The sequence below is a fragment of the Sedimentibacter saalensis genome (assembly GCF_007830175.1).
GTDB classification, from domain to species: Bacteria; Bacillota; Clostridia; order Tissierellales; family Sedimentibacteraceae; genus Sedimentibacter; species Sedimentibacter saalensis.
Map to the genome: position 1 here is coordinate 26,949 of NZ_VLKH01000007.1, position 19,135 is coordinate 46,083.

General features: G+C 36.0%; 15 protein-coding genes. All 15 read left to right on the top strand.

The window, feature by feature from the left end; translation table 11 throughout:
- Positions 1 to 289 precede the first annotated feature (289 nt).
- On the top strand, positions 290 to 2,380 hold the full coding sequence (locus LY60_RS12065; protein ID WP_145084098.1) for a glutamine synthetase III family protein: 2,091 nt from the start codon (positions 290 to 292) through the stop codon (positions 2,378 to 2,380).
- 150 nt (positions 2,381 to 2,530) lie between these two features.
- Positions 2,531 to 3,814, top strand: coding sequence for a glycosyl hydrolase family 18 protein (locus LY60_RS12070; protein ID WP_145084101.1), 1,284 nt, complete (start codon positions 2,531 to 2,533; stop codon positions 3,812 to 3,814).
- A gap of 66 nt (positions 3,815 to 3,880) precedes the next feature.
- Positions 3,881 to 4,993, top strand: coding sequence for a hypothetical protein (locus LY60_RS12075; protein ID WP_145084102.1), 1,113 nt, complete (start codon positions 3,881 to 3,883; stop codon positions 4,991 to 4,993).
- 68 nt (positions 4,994 to 5,061) lie between these two features.
- Positions 5,062 to 5,655 carry a hypothetical protein gene (locus LY60_RS12080; protein ID WP_145084105.1) on the top strand — a complete coding sequence of 198 codons (594 nt, stop codon included), beginning with the start codon at positions 5,062 to 5,064 and terminating at the stop codon, positions 5,653 to 5,655.
- Between the two features lie 115 nt (positions 5,656 to 5,770).
- Positions 5,771 to 6,403: an HAD-IA family hydrolase gene (locus LY60_RS12085; protein ID WP_170226207.1), complete on the top strand. Its 633-nt coding sequence runs from the start codon at positions 5,771 to 5,773 to the stop codon at positions 6,401 to 6,403.
- A gap of 136 nt (positions 6,404 to 6,539) precedes the next feature.
- A complete protein-coding gene (locus LY60_RS12090; RefSeq protein ID WP_145084110.1) occupies positions 6,540 to 8,438 on the top strand; it encodes a type I glutamate--ammonia ligase in 1,899 nt (632 codons plus the stop codon).
- 335 nt (positions 8,439 to 8,773) lie between these two features.
- Positions 8,774 to 10,264 carry a Na+/H+ antiporter NhaC gene (nhaC, locus tag LY60_RS12095; RefSeq protein WP_145084113.1) on the top strand — a complete coding sequence of 497 codons (1,491 nt, stop codon included), beginning with the start codon at positions 8,774 to 8,776 and terminating at the stop codon, positions 10,262 to 10,264.
- Positions 10,265 to 10,404: 140 nt separating this feature from the next.
- The gene (locus LY60_RS12100) at positions 10,405 to 12,489 is read left to right on the top strand and encodes a sensor domain-containing diguanylate cyclase (protein ID WP_145084116.1); all 2,085 of its coding nucleotides are present in this window, start codon (positions 10,405 to 10,407) and stop codon (positions 12,487 to 12,489) included.
- Between the two features lie 151 nt (positions 12,490 to 12,640).
- The gene (locus LY60_RS12105; protein WP_145084118.1) at positions 12,641 to 13,519 is read left to right on the top strand and encodes a substrate-binding domain-containing protein; all 879 of its coding nucleotides are present in this window, start codon (positions 12,641 to 12,643) and stop codon (positions 13,517 to 13,519) included.
- Positions 13,519 to 14,400: a phosphate ABC transporter permease subunit PstC gene (pstC, locus tag LY60_RS12110; RefSeq protein WP_145084121.1), complete on the top strand. Its 882-nt coding sequence runs from the start codon at positions 13,519 to 13,521 to the stop codon at positions 14,398 to 14,400. Before LY60_RS12105 ends, pstC begins: the two co-directional genes overlap by 1 nt.
- Before the next feature lie 9 nt (positions 14,401 to 14,409).
- Complete coding sequence (gene pstA / locus LY60_RS12115) at positions 14,410 to 15,288, top strand: phosphate ABC transporter permease PstA (protein WP_019227748.1); 879 nt, start codon at positions 14,410 to 14,412, stop codon at positions 15,286 to 15,288.
- Positions 15,278 to 16,036 carry a phosphate ABC transporter ATP-binding protein PstB gene (pstB, locus tag LY60_RS12120; protein WP_145084124.1) on the top strand — a complete coding sequence of 253 codons (759 nt, stop codon included), beginning with the start codon at positions 15,278 to 15,280 and terminating at the stop codon, positions 16,034 to 16,036. Before pstA ends, pstB begins: the two co-directional genes overlap by 11 nt.
- Positions 16,037 to 16,049: 13 nt before the next feature.
- Entirely contained in the window at positions 16,050 to 16,697 is a 648-nt protein-coding gene (phoU, locus tag LY60_RS12125) for a phosphate signaling complex protein PhoU (RefSeq protein WP_019227750.1), read from the top strand.
- Positions 16,698 to 16,704: 7 nt separating this feature from the next.
- Positions 16,705 to 17,400, top strand: a complete 696-nt coding sequence (locus LY60_RS12130) for a response regulator transcription factor (protein WP_145084127.1) — start codon at positions 16,705 to 16,707, stop codon at positions 17,398 to 17,400.
- Positions 17,400 to 19,127: a sensor histidine kinase gene (locus tag LY60_RS12135; protein WP_145084130.1), complete on the top strand. Its 1,728-nt coding sequence runs from the start codon at positions 17,400 to 17,402 to the stop codon at positions 19,125 to 19,127. Before LY60_RS12130 ends, LY60_RS12135 begins: the two co-directional genes overlap by 1 nt.
- Positions 19,128 to 19,135: the final 8 nt, after the last annotated feature.

The window sequence follows — 19,135 nt, forward strand, 5'->3', positions numbered from 1 at the left end:
CCTCCGAAATTATAACTATAAAAAAAAGCGCACTGCAGCGCAATTGTCTACCAGTACAATAATGCTGCAATGAACGCCTTTGTTCTTGTTGAAAAAATTTTATTATATGAGATACCGTTTGTCAAGTTCTTTTTAAAATTTATGCATTTAAACTACAATTTATGAGTGAAAAATAAAAATAAAAAAAGTTCTTGACACAGGCCTATCCCATAATGTATCATTCATCTATAATAAGCAAAGGCGCTTAGGTTTTTAAACCTACGCGCCTTTTTTGTATACGGAGGTAATTATGAGCAATATTTCAGAGATTTTCGGAAGCATGGTATTTAACGATGACGTAATGAAAGAAAGACTGCCTAAAGACACATACAAGGCGTATAAAAAGACAATAATGGAAGGCAAAAGTCTGGACATCAATGTTGCCAACGTAGTGGCAAATGCAATGAAAGACTGGGCCATTGAAAAGGGAACAACTCATTTCACGCACTGGTTTCAGCCAATGACTGGAATTACAGCTGAAAAACATGACAGCTTCATATCAGCAACATCTGATGGAAAAGTTATTATGGAATTTTCAGGAAAAGAGCTGATAAAGGGAGAACCTGATGCATCAAGCTTTCCTTCAGGAGGACTGAGATCCACATTTGAAGCAAGAGGATATACAGCATGGGATCCGACTTCCTACGCTTTTATAAAAGATTCTGTTTTATGCATTCCAACGGCATTCTGTTCATACGGCGGAGAAGTGCTTGACAAAAAAACACCTCTTCTTCGTTCAATGGAAGCTCTAAACGAACAGGCACTGAGAGTATTGAAGCTTTTCGGTGACACAACAACTACAAGAGTTATTACAACAGTAGGACCTGAACAGGAATATTTCCTAATTGACAAAGAAGTTTACAAAAAAAGAAAAGACATAGTATTTACAGGAAGAACTCTTTTCGGAGCAAAGCCTCCAAAAGGACAGGAGCTTGAAGACCATTACTTTGGAGCAATAAAACCAAGAGTATCGGCTTTTATGAAAGAACTGAACAATGAACTCTGGAAACTTGGAATTCTAGCAAGAACAGAGCACAACGAAGTAGCACCTGCTCAGCATGAGCTTGCCCCTATATTTACAAATACAAACATTGCATGCGACCACAATCAGCTTACAATGGAAACATTAAAAAGAATTGCAGATAAACATGGAATGTTCTGTCTGCTGCACGAAAAACCATTTGCAGGAATTAACGGAAGCGGCAAGCACAACAACTGGTCTCTTTCAACAAATGACGGAGTAAACCTTCTGGAGCCGGGAACATCTCCTTATGACAATGCAAGATTTTTATTGTTCCTTTGTGCAGTTGTAAAAGCTGTTGATGAATATCAGGATTTATTGAAGGTTTCAGTTTCAACTGCAGGCAACGATCACAGACTTGGAGGCAACGAAGCTCCTCCTGCTATAATTTCAATATTCCTTGGAGATGAACTCACTTCTGTTCTTGAGTCTGTTGAAGGGGAAACTGCATACGACAAAGAATTCAAACGAGAAATGGCAGTAGGCGTTGATGCAATTCCTGTGTTTCCTAAAGACACCACCGACAGAAACAGAACATCACCTTTTGCATTCACAGGCAATAAATTTGAATTCAGAATGGTTGGCTCAAAGCTGTCCATTGCAGGTCCAAACATGGTGCTGAATACAATAGTGGCAGATGAACTTTCAAGATTCGCAGACATTTTGGAAAAAGCAGATGATTTCACTGCTGAATTAAATAAATTGCTTAAAGATACAATTAAAAATCATAAGAGAATAATTTTCAACGGAAACAACTACACTGATGAATGGGTTGTAGAAGCAGAAAAAAGAGGGTTGTTGAACCTCAAGTCTACTCCTGAATCAATTCCATACTTCAGCAGTGAAAAAAGTGTAACGTTGTTTGAAAAATTCAATGTACTTTCCAGAAAAGAAATTTATTCAAGAACTGAAATAGTACTTGAAGAATACTGCAAGGAAATAAACATTGAAGCCCTGACATTGATTGATATTGCAAAGAAGGATCTTATCCCTTCGGTTACAGCATACATCAAGGAACTGTCAGACACCGCAAACTCGAAAAAAGCTTTCATGATTGATATTGACTGTGAAACAGAAAAATCTCTCATATACAAACTGTCACTTCTTGCCAGTTCACTTTATTCAAAGACGGAGCTGTTAGAAAACAAGCTGCTTGAAGTAAAAAACTGCAATGGAGTTGAAGAAACCGCATATTTTTACAGAAACAGCATATTTGCTGCAATGCAAGAAATGAGAGCAGTTATAGATGAACTGGAAACAAATACAGCAAAAAAATACTGGCCTTTCCCAACTTACGGAGAAATATTGTTCAGTGTATAGTTTAAATTCCTCCCGAAATAATGAACTACACTGAACGATATAAGTTAATTCCGATGTTTATATAAAAGCACACTGCTATGCAGTGTGCTTTTTATGTAAGCAATTGGAAAAACAGTGCATATACTAATATGAAAAGAAAGGAGCGAAATTATGATAATTCATGTTGTACAGCCGGGAGATACTATTTATTCCATAGCAAAAAAATACAATGTATCTCCTCAAAAAATAATCATGGATAACGAACTGGCTACGCCAAATGTACTTGTGCCGGGGCAGACAATTGTTATTCTCATACCAAGTCAGGTACATGTAGTAAGGCCTCTTGACACACTTGCAGGCATTGCGCAGATGTATGACACAACAACAGTTGAACTGCTTCAAAAAAATCCATTCATTGAATATGCCGACGCAATTTATCCCGGTGACCAAATTACAATTGAAAACACTGAACCCAAATTAGGAACCATATTTGTTAACGGCTACGCTTATCCTAACATAGACAGAAATGTACTTATGAAGATTTTGCCGTATTTGACATATTTAAGTGTGTTCACATATGGGATAACAGAATCCGGAGAACTCATAGATATTGAAGATGAAGAGCTCATAAGAATGGCAAGGGATTTCGGCGTTGCACCGCTCATGGTTATTTCTACATTGACAGAAGAAGGATCATTCAGCAATGAACTGGCTCACAAGATTTTAAACAGCGTAGAAATACAAGAAAAACTTATAGAAAATGTGCTTCAAAACCTTAAAGAAAAACAATACCATGGTCTTGATATTGATTTTGAATACGTGCTGCCTGAAGACAGAGAAGCATTTGTCAACTTTGTTGAAAAAATTACAGAACGCCTCAATAATGAGGGATTTCAGGTGTTCACGGCTCTTGCACCAAAAATTTCCTCTGAACAAAAAGGCCTTTTGTATGAAGCTCATGATTATCCTGCCATAGGAGATGCATCAAACAGAGTGCTTCTCATGACTTACGAGTGGGGCTACACGTACGGGCCTGCCATGGCAGTTGCTCCCATTGATAAAGTCAGAGAAGTTCTTGACTATGCCATAACAGAAATCGACCCGGAAAAAATATATATGGGAATTCCAAACTACGGATACGATTTTATACAGCCATATGTTGCAGGAGAGTCAAGGGCAGATTCATTATCAAATGTGGAAGCTGTGGACTTGGCTGCAAAAGTTGGTGCGAACATTCAATATGATGTAAAATCACAATCTCCTTACTTCATTTATTATGACAATCAAGGGCGCCAGCATCAGGTATGGTTTGAAGATGCAAGAAGCATCCGTGAAAAGCTTGAGGCTTTTAATGAATATGGATTTGAAGGAGTGGGAATTTGGAATGTAATGAAGTACTTCCCTCAAAAATGGCTGGTTTTAAGTTCGCTGTATGACATAGCAAAGGTTATTTGAGTCATAAGAGTAATTATATGAAAAAATCAGCATATAAATAGATAACAGGTAATTTAGGAGGTTTCCATGAATAATAAAAATTATAGAGTGATGAAATTCTTTGAGCCGGTTAATAAAAAGGACATAGCAAGGGGTTACGTGCGCCTTGACATCAGAGGAATAAAGGGCAATGTTATTGTGTCAGTTGAAAATTTAGGAGATGCGAAGACAACAAGCGAAGTATATTTATATAAGGACAAAACGAACAAAATCAAGCTCGGAGACATCAACAACAAAAAAGGAATGCTTAAGAAAATTCTTACATTCGGAAGCAACAACGCAATAGAAGACTACAACACATGTGCCATAGTAAAAAACGGAAAGATTGCACTTTACTCCAATTTGTTCAATACAACCAGCATTGAAACTATCAATAAACTGGATGCAGGAGAAAAGGAATTAACAATTGTACCCGATTCTAAAGAACAAGATAAGAAGGAAGTGTCAGTTCCTCCAGAAGTGGTTGAGCAGCCGGAAAATGAAGAACCAAAATTGTCATCTCCTGTTCAGGATGTACCAAGAAGAATAGAAAAAATTGTTACCGTGGAAGAAAGACATGATGAGGAAGAAAACATTGAAGAATTTCAAGAATCAGAAAAACAAGAAATCGACGTCGATGTTACAAAGTCTTCCCAAGAATTTTCCCAGGAAGATGAAAACTCAGTGAAATCAGAATCAATCAGACATAAAAATAAATTCAACGAAAGTCTGTACAATGCTCTAAGGGATTATAAAAGAACAGAGCCGTTGTCGGTAAAAATCAAGAATTTCAGCTGGTGGTACATACCATATGACGAAATGGGAATAAAAAACGGCTTTCTGCCTTACTACAATCAAATAGTGAGCTCATATTACCCGTATCCCATGTCAAACCGTGTAACAACCTGCAACAGTCTCATGAAAAAATACGGACATTATATTTTTGGAATATATGAAGACAATGATGACATAATTAAATTCATTTACGGAATTCCCGGAGAATTTACTAAGGAAGAGCAGCCTTACAAGGGTATTACAGGATTCAAAAACTGGTCATACAGCAACAAGGATAATAATACAGAGCATGGCTACTGGCTGGCATTTGTAAATCCGAGGACAGGTGAGTCGACAGACCCTCCGCAAATTGTTTTGACTAAATAATACTGTACAAATTGTTATAAATTTGCTATAATTAGCAAGAACAACTTAAAAAGGAGTATAGTAAACAAATGCCACCCATAAGTACTAACATGCACTTTGGTAAAATTTTTATAGAAAATTCTGAGGATGAAATAGACATACCGAGTTTTATTATGGGTATTGTATCCCCGGAAACTATGGATGTAGATGATTTTGAAGAAATGCACACCCTTGATGAAGATGGAAACATCGATGTAAGGGAGTTTTATGAACAATTTAACTTCAAAAAGTTAGACATAACACAAAAATCATTTGTTTTGGGATACTATTGCCATTTGTGGTTTGACGAATATTACAAGTTCAATGCAAGCAAACTTACAATACACAATAATCTGGAATTAAGCGACGAAGAACTAAGAGCTGCAGTAAAAAGCACGCTCAGATATTACGACTATAAGGCAATAAACAACTTTTTCGAGAATTATGTTAAAGATATAAATACATTCGACATAAAAATCAATTTGAAAGAAACCAATTGGGTCAATATTAAAAAGTCCAAGGATAAAATATTGGAATTTTTAAAAGGCAATAAATCAGAAACCATATATCCTCAACTTATTGAAGAAGAAGAATATATGAGATTTATTAACAATGGCTTCAGCAAAATTAAGAAATCTTTGTAGAAAACTCCTTTACGGGAGTTTTTTTAAAAATTTTAAATTGACTGAAAAAGGAAAATATAATATAGTTTAATTGCGTTCAATTTGTTGATGGATATTAAGATAAGGATGGTAAATAGTGAGATATAAATATGTATTTTTTGACTTTGATGGAACTCTTGCAGACACTGAAGAGGTTAATTTTGTAATATATCAAAAGTTAGCTGAAAAATATAATTTAAGAAATATTACCATAGATGAACTTGGTCATATTAAAAAAATGAGTGCTAAGGAATTGATGGCTTATGTTGAGCTTAAAAAAAGATACCTTCCTTTTATGCTTAAAAGGGGAAAGAATCTTTTGAAACAGGACATGAAGAATATCAAACCTTGCAAGCCAGATATTTTGAGCACTGTAGCAGAACTTAAAAAAATGGGAATAAAGACTGCAATTATTACAACTAATTCAAAGACAAATGTTGAAATGTTTTTGGAAAAAAATGATGCATATATTTTTGATTTTATTGCAAGTGCCTCAATGTTTGGAAAAGAAACAAAGATGAGAAGAATAATGAAGAAAGAAAAACTCAGCAAGAATGAAGTTCTTTATGTAGGTGATGAAATCAGAGACATAAATGCTGCAAAGAATGCTGGAATTGATATTGCATCTGTGGGATGGGGTTACAACACAGTTGAAAGTCTTAAAAAAAACAATCCGGAATATTTAGTGATGGAACCTAACGAACTTATAGATATATGCAGCCAGAAATAAATACGAACATTTATAAAAAGTCGCTTTAAATATTTCGTCTTTTTGCGAAATATTATGAAAAAAGCGTACTTTTTTTTCTTGCAATGAATATTTCGATATGCTAGAATACTCATTATAAGAATTATAGGAGGAAGACATGGGTAAAATGATATATACCATTAAGCCTGAACACCACGGCATACAAGATATAACACGAATACTTGAAGAACATCCTGAAATCCAGTTTGTATCTTTCATGGGTGTTGATATCGGAGGAAACGGTACTGACGAAAAAATACCGGTTAAATTATTTGTTAAAGATATGGAAGATATGCTGAAATACGGCATACAAACAGACGGGTCAAGCGTTGAGCTTCAAGGAATCGCCGATTTGAACGATGCCAAGGTTGATATATTGCCGGACGTTGACTGTACATGGTTCGTTGATTACAATTATGAGTATTACAACGATGAAAACGGGCTGCCGGTTGGGACATTAAAAATTCCTTCTTTTATAATACACAGCGGCAAGCAGGTATGCTCAAGATCTATTCTAAAAAGAGCAGGACTCAATTTCCAGAATGAATTGATGGAAATATTCAAAAAACATCCGGAACTTACAAAAAACTATGGCTTTAACCATGATGATGTTGAAGAAATTGTATTAACAAGTGCCACAGAACTTGAAATGTGGGTTAAGACACCTGAACAAAGCGCTGATTTTGAAGAACTTCACACTTCTCAGGTATTAAAGGAACAATATTGGAAAAGAACAATGGGAACTGTCAGAACAGTTCTTGAAAAAATAATGGATCAGCTGGAATGCTACGACCTTAAACCTGAAATGGCACACAAGGAAGTTGGTGGAATTGCCAATAGAATTGATGCTAAAGGAAGAATCACTCATGTTATGGAACAGCTTGAAATAGACTGGAGATTTTCAACCACTCTACAGACAGCTGACAATGAAATTTTTATAAGAGAGTTAATAGAAGATCAGTTCAGACACCATGGATTGGAAGTTTTGTTTAAGGCAAAACCAATAGAAGGTGTTGCAGGAAACGGAGAGCATGTTCACTTGGGAGCTGCTGTTAAGCTGAAGAACGGAAAAAGAATCAATTTATTTGCTCCTGTCGACATGAAAAATCAATACTTGAGCGAAATAGGATACGGAGCCTTAATGGGAATACTTAAAAACTATGAAGTTATAAATCCTATTGTTACAGCTACCAATGATGCATTCAACCGTTTAAAACCAGGTTTTGAAGCTCCTATATGCACAGTTACATCACTTGGAGGAAGCAAGGAATCACCTTCAAGAAACCGTTCAGTTCTTGTGGGAGTAATAAGAGATTCTAACAGCCCTCTTGCTACAAGATTTGAGCTCAGATCTCCAAATCCATATTCTAACACTTATCTCGTGCTGGCAGCATCATATCAGGCGATGCTGGACGGAATAGAAAAAGTGACAGATGCAGGACGTTCAATGGATGAACTTGAAAAGGAAATATCCAAGAAATACGGAGAAGAAGGTTTCTACCTGGAGAAGTTCAGAGAATACAGAAGCGAAGAAGATGTTTTTGAACGCTTTACTGAAGAAGAAAGAAATAAACTTTATGGCAAAGCTCCTGCAACAGTATGGGAAAACTTAAGCGCGTTTGAATCCAATGAATTAAAACAGCAGGTATTGAAAAAAGGTGATGTTTTTAGCTGCGAACTCATAAATTCATTTAAAGAATCCACTGTTCAAAAATGGAAAAATGAGCTTAAAGGCAGGATCATCCACGATAACATAATGCTGTTAAAAACATTTGTAAAACTTCATGATGAACAAAACCACGCTACAGATCTTGATGTGGTTAATTGGGAAAAAATAGTATACCTTAAAACTAAGCTTATGAAGGACAGCATGACTAAGAAATGTATATTTACAAAAATCAAGAATGCTCTTGCAGAAGGTGATTTTGATACGGCATCAGAACTTCAAAAGCAAATGAATGAGAAGATGACTGAAATAAGAGGACTGTATATACAGTATAAGAACAATATATTTTAAAAAATAAAAATCAGAATTGTAAAATTCTGATTTTTATTTTGTCGATTAAAGTAATATATCAATATGAGAATTTATAAGTTGTATGTTTAAATATTAACTTGTTAATAAATTACTGTTTACAAATCAACATATATATGATAGAATTACATTGCAAGTAAAACGTATTCTTTTCATTTGGGCGATGAAAATAACGTTTTATTAAAATCATTCTGCACAGTGGAATTTTATGAATAAAGGGATAACGTTATTATTGGGTTTTTTTTATGTATTGGGTGAATAGTCCTTTTGTGAATATATTCAACATGTGCATACCAAATTTTTTATGGAGGAGTATTATGAGTAAAGATCCAAAACAAAAGAAGGTACCGTCATTAGGAGTTTCAATTATTCCGGTAGCAGTAACAGTTGGTCTATTAGCCTTTTCTATAATAGTATACGGAGCAGATGTTCATATACCTATTATAATTGGAGCAATTGTTGCAGCAGCAATAGCAATATTTACATTAGGTTTTACATGGAAAGAAATTGAAGAAGGTATTGTTGAATCAATAGGAAGCACAATGCAGGCAATTTTAATTCTTGCAATAATTGGCGTGTTAATTGGTACTTGGATTTCAGGCGGCATTGTTCCTACATTAATTTATTACGGTTTGCAAGTATTGTCACCAACATTCTTCCTTGCTGCATCTGTTATACTATGCAGTATAGTATCTCTGGCAACCGGAAGTTCGTGGACAACTGCAGGTACTGTTGGGGTTGCTCTTATAGGAGTTGGCCAAGGTCTTGGAATATCGCTTCCATTGGCAGCAGGAGCCATAATTTCAGGAGCTTATTTCGGAGATAAAATTTCTCCGTTGTCTGACACAACAAACCTTGCACCTGCAATGGCAGGAGCATCATTGTTTGATCACATCAAACACATGCTTTACACAACAAGCGTATCATACGGAATAACTTTTGTTATATTCCTTGTTATAGGATTGCAGTACAGAGGAAAACAACTGGATGTTACTGAAATTAACGGAATTTTGGCAGCAATTGAAAGTATTTATACTATCAATCCGATTTTATTGTTGATACCGGTTATAGTAATTGTAATGGTAGCAATGAAAGTTCCTGCAATTCCAGGTCTTATAATAGGTTGTATACTTGGAGGTATTGCAACTGTATATCAAGGCGGAGACTTTGGTTATATACTGGATGTTGCTAACTATGGTACAGTAGCTGAATCAGGCCATGCAATGGTTGATGAACTGTTGACAAACGGCGGTCTCCAGAACATGATGTGGACAATTTCTTTGATTATGTGTGCTTTGACATTTGGCGGCGTTCTGGAAAAAACAGGTATGATGGCTGTAATAGCTAACAAACTTTTAGGATTTGCTAAGAGCACAGGTTCATTGGTTCTTATAACAGCACTTACTTGCTTGTTTGTAAACATTCTTTGCGGAGATCAATATCTTGCATTGGCATTGCCAGGAAAAATGTACAAAGATACTTACCATGAAAGAGGATTGGCACCTAGAAACTTATCACGTACTCTTGAAGACTCAGGTACTGTAACTTCAGCACTTGTTCCTTGGAACACTTGCGGTGCTACAATGTCTACATTCCTGGGAGTACCGACATTGTCATATATGTTCTATGCATTCTTCAATATTTTGAGCCCAATAGTAACAGTTGTATTTGCTTTCCTTGGAATTTCTATAATGACATTGGAAGAAGATCCGGCTGCTCCTGAATATGTTCGTCCTATGAAATTGAAGAAATCTCCAAAAGAGCTTATGGAAATTCAGGAAAGATATTTGAAAATGAACAATATTTAATCTTTCCCTGACAAAAAATTAAATAAATAAAAAAACCTCATTTTAAATGAGGTTTTTTTACAGTATAATTGACAATACAACTTTTTATGTTTATTATGAATATCAATAATCTATGAAAAAATGTTACCAGGAGTGAAGATATGGATTTTCAGCTCAAGTATGTCAAAGAACTTGCAAGTCTTAAAGAAAACGAAGATAATATTGAAATTTTCAGGAAAGAAGCAATGAAATATCTGTCGAGCAACCTGGAAGAATTCAAAAAAATAAGTGATGGCTTAATGATTTTTTCTGAAGAAAATAAACTCTATAAGGTAAATGCATGGGCTTACTACTACCAGGGCTGGTATAATTTCGATACTACTCATTACGATAAGGCTGTCACAAGTTTTTTGAAATCATATGAAATATTTAACAACATTGTAGATAAAGAAGGTATTGTATATGCATGCAACGGATTGACCAATGTCTACTGTCAGATAGGGCAGTTAAATCTAGCCAATGAATGGGGACTGAAGGGAATAACAATTGCAGAAGAAATAAACAACAAAAGTGCACTCATAACACTACTGTTAAACACAGGAATAAATTACATTCAAATGCAGCATTTTGATAAGGCAAAGGAAATATTCAACTCTATGGAACTCATGTATGACCTTTCTGATCAGCAGCGGGTGGCATGTCTTTTGGCCATGGCTGAAATAGAAATACATATTGGAGATTCTATGAAATCTCTATCATATATTGAAGAAGCATCAAAGGCTGAAGAAAAATCACATTTAATTACTGATATGAGCGAAATTCATAAGCTTAAAGGAATGGCTTATAAAAAGCTTATGGAATATGATATAGCAGAAAATGAATTTGTGATGGCCTGTAATTATGCAGAACAGCAAAATCTTACTTATGAAAGATGCAGCGCCATGGTTGAATGGGCCAACCTTTGCGTAAATGTGGGAAGAAAGCAGGAAGCCATTGAAAAACTAAACGAAGTTGCTTACATATGTTCTTCAAAAGATATAAATGTTCTTCTTAAGGAAATTTATTTTAAATTATATAAAATATACAAAGAACTTAAATTGATAGAAAATGCTCTTGAGTTCTTAGAGAAATACAAGCTTATAGATGACGAAATGTACAATTATGAACAAAACCAGCTGATTGCAAAAGTGAGTATCAAGAATGCAAGAAGAGAAGTCGAACAATACAAGTCACTTTATGACAGGACTGAACTCCTGTCAACCATTGGTCAGAAAATAATTTCAAATTTAAATATAAATTCAATTATAGATATAATAAATGATGAGATAAACAAGCTTATTGAAACAGATTATTTCGGAATTGCAGTATATGACAAGGAAAAAGATCAGATAAGCTACCACTTTGCAGGGATGGATGAGAAGCTGTTTGAAACTGTGCAGTTCTCAAAGGTAGATTATTCAACATTTGCAGGATACTGCATTAAAACAAAACGTGATATCATTTTAGGAAATGTAAGCAAGGAATACAAAAAATTCACCAGCGTCTTTCCAAGAAGCCTTGATGGGATTGATGAGTCAAAGCTTAAATCCATGATATACACACCCATGATTATTAATGACAAAGTTGTAGGAGCAATGACCGTTCAAAGCATGAAAGAAAACTCCTATGATAAAAACGACCTTAACATGTTGAAAATTCTTGCCAATTATACAGCCATAGCCATTGAAAATGCTATTTCTTACAAGAAGGTTGAAGAAATAGCCACATATGACCAGCTGACAAGATTTTTGAGCAAGCATGAAATTGTTAAGCTTGGCAAACTTATTTATGATAAATGTAAAGATAATAAAATTAAATTCAGTGCTGTAATGATTGATGTGGATAATTTCAAGATTATAAATGATACATACGGTCATATATATGGTGACAAGGCAATAAGCCTGTTATCGGAAACAATTACAAAAAGTATCAGAAATACTGACTACATAGGACGTTATGGAGGAGACGAGTTTTTGCTCATATGTCCTGATGCAGGAGAACATGAAGCGTTTGAAGTTGCTGAACGCATAAGGAAAAACGTAGAAAACAGTATTTTTTCAATTGGAGAAGGTATTAATATGTCTCTTACCATAAGCCTTGGTGTGCATCAGTGCTCAGACTGCGACTCATCATTTGACGATGTTATAAACAGGGCGGACAAGAATCTTTATTATGCCAAAGGAAGCAACAAGAACAAGGTGGTATAAGCAATTAAAAAGTTATGTTCCGGCAAACAGCCGGAATTTTTTTTGCAATAAATAGTCTGTAATTTTACATAGTTTTTACATTGTTGCGGTTTTTTTTTTACTCTGTGGGTATATATTAAGCACAGGTAAAAATTGAGTAAAGGAGTATGCAATGAAAAGAAGAAAAACTCTAGGTTTTTTAGTTTCAATTTCTGTTTTATCAATTGCTGCTGCAGGGTGTTCAAAAGGACAATCTATGGAAGAGTTCAACTTCGATAAAGAAATTACGGTTGTTGCAAGAGATGCCGCATCCGGAACAAGGGGAGCTTTTCATGAAATAATGAAAATAAAAGTGAAAGCGGACGGAACAGAAACAGATAATCTGGCTGTTGGTGCTCTTGAATTTGACGGCACAGATAAGGTGGTGACTGCCGTAGAAGGAGACAAACATGCCATAGGCTACATTTCTGTTGGATCTTTGAGCGATAGAGTTAAGACTGCCAGAATAAACGGAGCTGATCCAACAGAAGAAAATATTAAAAACGGGTCCTATGTAGTGTCAAGACCATTTTTGCTGGTGACAAAAGAAAATAAAACTGAGCTGGTGGATGATTTTATAAAGTTTGTATCTTCATCAAGAGGTCAGACAATTGCAAAAGAGATGAAATACATTCCGGGAGCTGAAGCTGAAGAGGAATATACTGCATCTGGACTTAAGGGAACAATCAAGGTTGCCGGGTCAACATCCGTGACTCCTCTGATGGAAAAACTCCAGGAAGATTACAAATCTTTGAACCCAGATGTTACGTTTGAAATGCAGTCAAATGGTTCATCACAGGGAATCAAGGCAGCAATTGACGGTTCCTACGACATAGGAATGAGCTCAAGGGAGCTTAAGGAAGATGAAGCTATAAGTTTAAAAAGGCATGTGCTGGCAATTGACGGAATTGCTGTAATACTTAACAAGAATAATCCCATAAGTGATTTGTCATCGGAAGAAATCACAGAAATTTACACAGGAAAAATAACATCCTGGAGGCAGGTGAAATAATGGAAAATGCAAAAAAATCAAAATTTAACGACACTGTTATGCAGTCAGTTTTCTTCATGTCTGCTTTTGTGTCAGTGCTGGCTGTAATTGCCATCAGTTTGTTTCTGTTTTTAAGGGGAATACCGGCAATAGCAGAAATAGGATTCATGGATTTTGTTTTCAGCGAAAAATGGGGACCTGTAAATACACCGGCATCCTATGGAATTTTATCCATGATAGTGGGAAGTATTTATGTAACAGCAGGTGCAATTGTAATAGGTGTTCCTGTAGGATTAATGTGTGCTGTTTTTCTGGCAGAGTTTTGCCCGGAGAGTATTTATAAAATTGTAAAGCCTGCTGTCAATCTGCTTGCAGGAATTCCATCAATCATTTATGGTTTTTTCGGAATGCAGATTGTTGTTCCCTTTGTAAGAGACAACATAGGAGGTAACGGCTACAGCATATTGTCTGCTGCCATTATTCTTGGGATAATGATTTTGCCTACAATAATATCAATAAGCGAATCTTCCATAAGAGCAGTACCGGAAAGCTACAAGGAAGGATCTTTCGGCCTTGGAGCCACAAAAGAAGAAACAATATTTAAGGTTGTGGTACCTGCAGCAAAATCAGGTGTTCTTACAGCAATTATATTGGGAATAGGTAGAGCGGTTGGTGAAACAATGGCTGTTGTAATGGTTGCAGGAAACGCAGTAATGCCTCTAGATAAAATAGCAATTTTAAAACCTATCAGAACACTTACAACAAATATTGTTACGGAAATGAGTTATGCTTCGGGACTTCATGAATCATCACTTATAGCAACTGGCGTGGTTTTGTTCGTGTTCATAGTAATACTAAATGCCTCCCTAAGTTTAATAAAATCCAGATCATCGAGAAATTAAGGAGGAATCATGGAAAATACAGCTCTGGAAAAAAGCGTTCTAAATAAAAGAAAAACAAAGTCTCTGATTCTAAGGTCTCTTGTTTGGCTTTGCGGAATATTGACAGTGGGAATTCTTGCATATATACTGTTGTTTATACTAGTTAGAGGAATTCCAAACATAAACATGGAATTTCTTTTCGGAGAATACAATTCTGAATCGCTGTCAGCATTCTCTTCAATTGTGACAACTGTGGAAATGATAGTGATTTCCCTTGTCATTGCAGTTCCTGTTGGAGTATTTTGTGCAATATATTTACATGAGTACTCAAAGAGAGGAAATAAGGCAGTTAAGGTTATCAGACTTGCTGTAGACACTCTGGCAGGAATACCGTCCATTGTGTACGGATTGTTTGGAATGATATTCTTCGTGAACATTCTCGGTCTAAGAGCATCAGTATTGTCAGGGGTGCTTACTATATCAATAATGATACTTCCTGTAATCATAAGCTCATCAGAGGAAGCCATAAAGTCTGTTCCGGACATGTATCGTGAAGGAAGTCTGGGCCTTGGAGCAACAAGGCTTAGGACTGTGTTTTCAATAGTTCTTCCCACAGCAATGCCTGGAATTTTATCAGGGGTTATCCTGGCAATAGGAAGAATTGTGGGTGAAACTGCTGCGCTAATATTTACAAGCGGAACAAATGTACTTGAAAATCCTACTCTGGATGTTATGGCATCTCAAAGAACACTTGCAATTCATATGTACATGCTGGCAAGTGAAGGTCTGCCGCATTCAAAGGACATGGCATTTGCAACAGGAGCAATACTTATCATAATTGTATTTTTAGTAAATTTTGCCGCAACAAAGCTTGCAGGCAGAATAGGGAGGCTGAACAATGGAAAATAAAGAAAAAATGAAAATAGAAAATATAAATTTATATTACGGAGAATTTCAGGCTCTGAAAAATATAAACATGAATATTAATGAAAATGAAATTACTGCTTTCATAGGTCCTTCTGGCTGTGGCAAGTCAACTCTTTTAAAATCCTTAAACCGCATGAATGACCTGGTTGAAGGAGTGAAAATAGAAGGAAAAATTCTGCTGGACAATGTGGACATATACAAGGACATGGATGCAACAGTTCTCAGAAAAAGAGTTGGGATGGTTTTTCAAAAGCCTAATCCATTCCCCATGAGTATTTACGACAATGTGGCATATGGGCCAAGGACACACGGCATCAAACAAAAGTCAAGGCTGGATGAAATTGTTGAACAAAGCCTTCGTTCAGCAGCTATGTGGGATGAAGTGAAAGACAGACTTAAAAAAAGTGCGCTGGGAATGTCCGGAGGACAGCAGCAGAGGCTTTGCATAGCCAGAGCATTTTCCGTGAACCCGGAGGTGATTCTTCTTGATGAACCAACATCTGCATTAGATCCGATTTCTACAATGAAAATAGAAGATTTACTTGTTGAAATCAAGAATAATTACACAATCATCATTGTAACTCACAACATGCAGCAGGCAACAAGAGTTTCAGACAAGACTGCATTTTTCCTGCACGGGGAAGTTGTTGAGTTCAATGAAACAGAAAAACTGTTCTCAATGCCTAAAAACAAAAAAACAGAAGATTATATAACCGGAAGATTCGGCTAATAGGAGGTATAATATGAGAAATAAATTTGATCATGAGCTTGAAAATTTGAACCTGGAACTGATTAAAATGGGAAGCCTCATTGAAAATGCAATTGAACTTAGCACCAGATCTCTTTTGGAGCAAGATTTGGAGCTTGTTGGCAAGGTTAATGAGCTTGAAATTGAAATTGATGAAATGGAAAAAACAATTGAAAGTCATTGTCTTAAACTTTTGCTCCAGCAGCAGCCTGTGGCTTCTGACCTTAGGATAATCAGCACTGCTCTAAAAATGATTACGGACATGGAACGCATAGGGGACAACGCTGAAGACATTGCAGAAATAGCAAGATTTATGGTTAACCAGAAGTTTATAAAGGATCTTGTTCATATACCTCAGATGGCTGAAGCCACCATCAGCATGGTGACAAGAAGCGTTGATGCCTTTGTAAACAAAGACAGAAAGCTTGCTGAAGAAGTGTGTGCATATGATGACATAGTTGACAATTTGTTTCAGGTTGTAAAAAAGGAACTCATAGAAAAAATTCAGGAAAATACAGAAAACGGAGAACAAGCAATTGACCTCCTCATGATTGCAAAATATTTTGAAAGAATAGGCGATCATGCTGAAAATATAGCTGAATGGGTTATATTTTCAATTACAGGAGAACATAAACCAAAGTAGGTGAGTTATGAAGACTATTTATTGTGTTGAAGATGACGCGGGAATAAGAGAGCTCATAACACTGGCTCTTTCAGCAGCTGATTTTGAGGTGTACGGTTTTGAAGATGCAAAAGGATTTTATGATGAAATTAAAAAGAAAATTCCAGACTTGGTATTGCTTGATTTGATGCTTCCTAAAGTTGACGGCATGACGATTCTAAGAGACATGAAAAAAGAAATGGACTACAAAGACATACCTGTGATAATTCTTACAGCAAAATCAATGGAACTTGACAAGGTCAGGGGACTTGAATCAGGAGCAGATGATTTTATAACGAAACCTTTTGGTGTTCTTGAACTGCTGGCAAGGGTGAAGGCAGTATTGAGGCGTTACGGAAAAAACGGTCAAAACGGCAGTGAAACTGATATCACGGAATACAACGGGCTCATACTTGATTACCAGAAGAGAAATTTAAGCTACAACGGTACTTCAATATCATTGACATTCAAGGAATTTGAACTGTTGCATTTCTTAATGCTCAACAAGGGAATTGTTCTTTCAAGAGATAAAATCCTCCAGGAAATATGGGGATATGATTATGAGGGCGAAACACGGACTGTGGATATGCACATAAAAACCATCAGGCAGAAACTTGAAAGTGCAGGGTGCATTAATTTCATATCCACCGTTAGGAGTGCAGGATATAAATTGGAGGAACAGTGATGAAAAAGCGAATGTTCCTCATGATCACACTTATTTCAGTTGCTGCCTCTCTTTTAGCCTGCATATTGACATCATTTGTATACTATGGGTTTTATTCAGAAGATGCCAAAAATCAAATTAAGACTATAACTGAACTTTCAAGGGAGCCTGAAAAGTGGGGTGATGAAGAATCAGTGAAGTCATCTGTCAACAATATTTTAAAATCTGTTGATTACACCATGCGCTTTACCATAGTCGACAAAAGCGGAGTTGTTGTATATGACAATTGGGCAAGTGGTGAAACCCTGGATAACCATGGAAACAGGCCTGAAATAAAAAATGCATTTGCATACGGCTATGGAGATGATACAAGGTATTCAAACACAATATCGTCAGATATGTATTATTTTGCTGTAAAATTAAATGATAATAGAGTACTTCGCATATCGAGGGAAATAAAAAGCATCAATTCAGTATTCGCAGGTGTAATTCCATTGCTTGCGGTACTTTTTGTTATGCTTTTTGCTGTTGTATATGCATGTGCCAATGAATTTACAAAAAAAATTCTCAAACCTGTCAATGAGATGACATCAGCTCTGGACGATATGCTGGAAGGAAACAACGTTCAAGAAATAAAAATATATGATGAGTTCAGGCCTCTTTCTCATAAAATTAAAGACCAGAAAATAAAAATCAGCGAATATGTTGATGAATTAAGACATGAAAGGGACACAATAGGGATTATAACTGAAAATATGAAGGAAGGCTTCATACTCATAAACCGCCATAAAAACATACTATCCATAAATCAAAGCGGAAAAAACATGATGAGAAACTACAATTTCAACCTGCAGGGAAGCAGGAACATACTTGAGCTTACAAGAAACGCAGAAATCATTGAAAATATTGATACAGCCATCAGGGAAAACACGCATTTGACATTTGACATGGATACGGGAAAAAACTTTTACAGGTATTATTTCAGTCCTGTTAAGGAACAGTCAGAAAGTATGGTTACAGGTCTATTAATACTCATTGAAGATGTAACATTTCAGAAGAAGGCAGAAATCATGCGCAGTGAATTTTCAGCAAATGTATCTCATGAACTGAAAACCCCTCTCACAACAATGATTGGCTTTGCTGAAATGATAAAGGAAGGGTTAATAACCGATTCAGACAGCATTAAAAAATATTGCGGTATGATACACAAGGAAGGGCTGAGGCTTATTTCCCTCATAGAGGATATTATAAGGCTTTCAAAAATTGAAGAAGGAATAGACGGGTACGAATACAATGAGGTAAATCTCAAGGAAACAGCTGAGGAAGTGGTGAACTTATTAAGGCACAAGGCAGAAGACAACAATGTCACTTTGACATTGAAGTCCGAAAAAGTGATTATGGAAGCCAACAAAAATTATATAAGCGAGCTTTTGTACAATCTTGTGGACAACGGAATAAAGTATAACAAAAAAGGTGGAAAAGTTGATGTGGAAATATTTAAAAGAGGTGTTTTCATAAACATAGTGGTTAAAGACACGGGAACAGGAATTCCTGAAGAACACCAGCTACGTGTATTTGAACGTTTTTACAGGGTTGATAAAAGCAGGTCCAAAGAAACCGGAGGAACAGGTCTTGGATTGTCCATTGTGAAGCATATAGCTGAGCTTTATGACGGAGCAATTGATTTGAAGAGCTGGGAAAATGTGGGAACTCAAATCACTGTGCAATTTCCCTCAAAAGAGGTATAATATAGATG

Excerpts from the sequence above, each read along its gene's own strand:
- LY60_RS12100 (WP_145084116.1), top strand. The coding sequence starts at position 10,405 with ATGGATTTTCAGCTCAAGTATGTCAAAGAACTTGCAAGTCTTAAAGAA.
- LY60_RS12105 (WP_145084118.1), top strand. The coding sequence starts at position 12,641 with ATGAAAAGAAGAAAAACTCTAGGTTTTTTAGTTTCAATTTCTGTTTTA.
- pstC (WP_145084121.1), top strand. The coding sequence starts at position 13,519 with ATGGAAAATGCAAAAAAATCAAAATTTAACGACACTGTTATGCAGTCA.
- LY60_RS12080 (WP_145084105.1), top strand. The coding sequence starts at position 5,062 with ATGCCACCCATAAGTACTAACATGCACTTTGGTAAAATTTTTATAGAA.
- LY60_RS12065 (WP_145084098.1), top strand. The coding sequence starts at position 290 with ATGAGCAATATTTCAGAGATTTTCGGAAGCATGGTATTTAACGATGAC.
- LY60_RS12090 (WP_145084110.1), top strand. The coding sequence starts at position 6,540 with ATGGGTAAAATGATATATACCATTAAGCCTGAACACCACGGCATACAA.
- pstA (WP_019227748.1), top strand. The coding sequence starts at position 14,410 with ATGGAAAATACAGCTCTGGAAAAAAGCGTTCTAAATAAAAGAAAAACA.
- LY60_RS12135 (WP_145084130.1), top strand. The coding sequence starts at position 17,400 with ATGAAAAAGCGAATGTTCCTCATGATCACACTTATTTCAGTTGCTGCC.
- nhaC (WP_145084113.1), top strand. The coding sequence starts at position 8,774 with ATGAGTAAAGATCCAAAACAAAAGAAGGTACCGTCATTAGGAGTTTCA.
- pstB (WP_145084124.1), top strand. The coding sequence starts at position 15,278 with ATGGAAAATAAAGAAAAAATGAAAATAGAAAATATAAATTTATATTAC.
- LY60_RS12070 (WP_145084101.1), top strand. The coding sequence starts at position 2,531 with ATGATAATTCATGTTGTACAGCCGGGAGATACTATTTATTCCATAGCA.
- LY60_RS12075 (WP_145084102.1), top strand. The coding sequence starts at position 3,881 with ATGAATAATAAAAATTATAGAGTGATGAAATTCTTTGAGCCGGTTAAT.
- phoU (WP_019227750.1), top strand. The coding sequence starts at position 16,050 with ATGAGAAATAAATTTGATCATGAGCTTGAAAATTTGAACCTGGAACTG.
- LY60_RS12130 (WP_145084127.1), top strand. The coding sequence starts at position 16,705 with ATGAAGACTATTTATTGTGTTGAAGATGACGCGGGAATAAGAGAGCTC.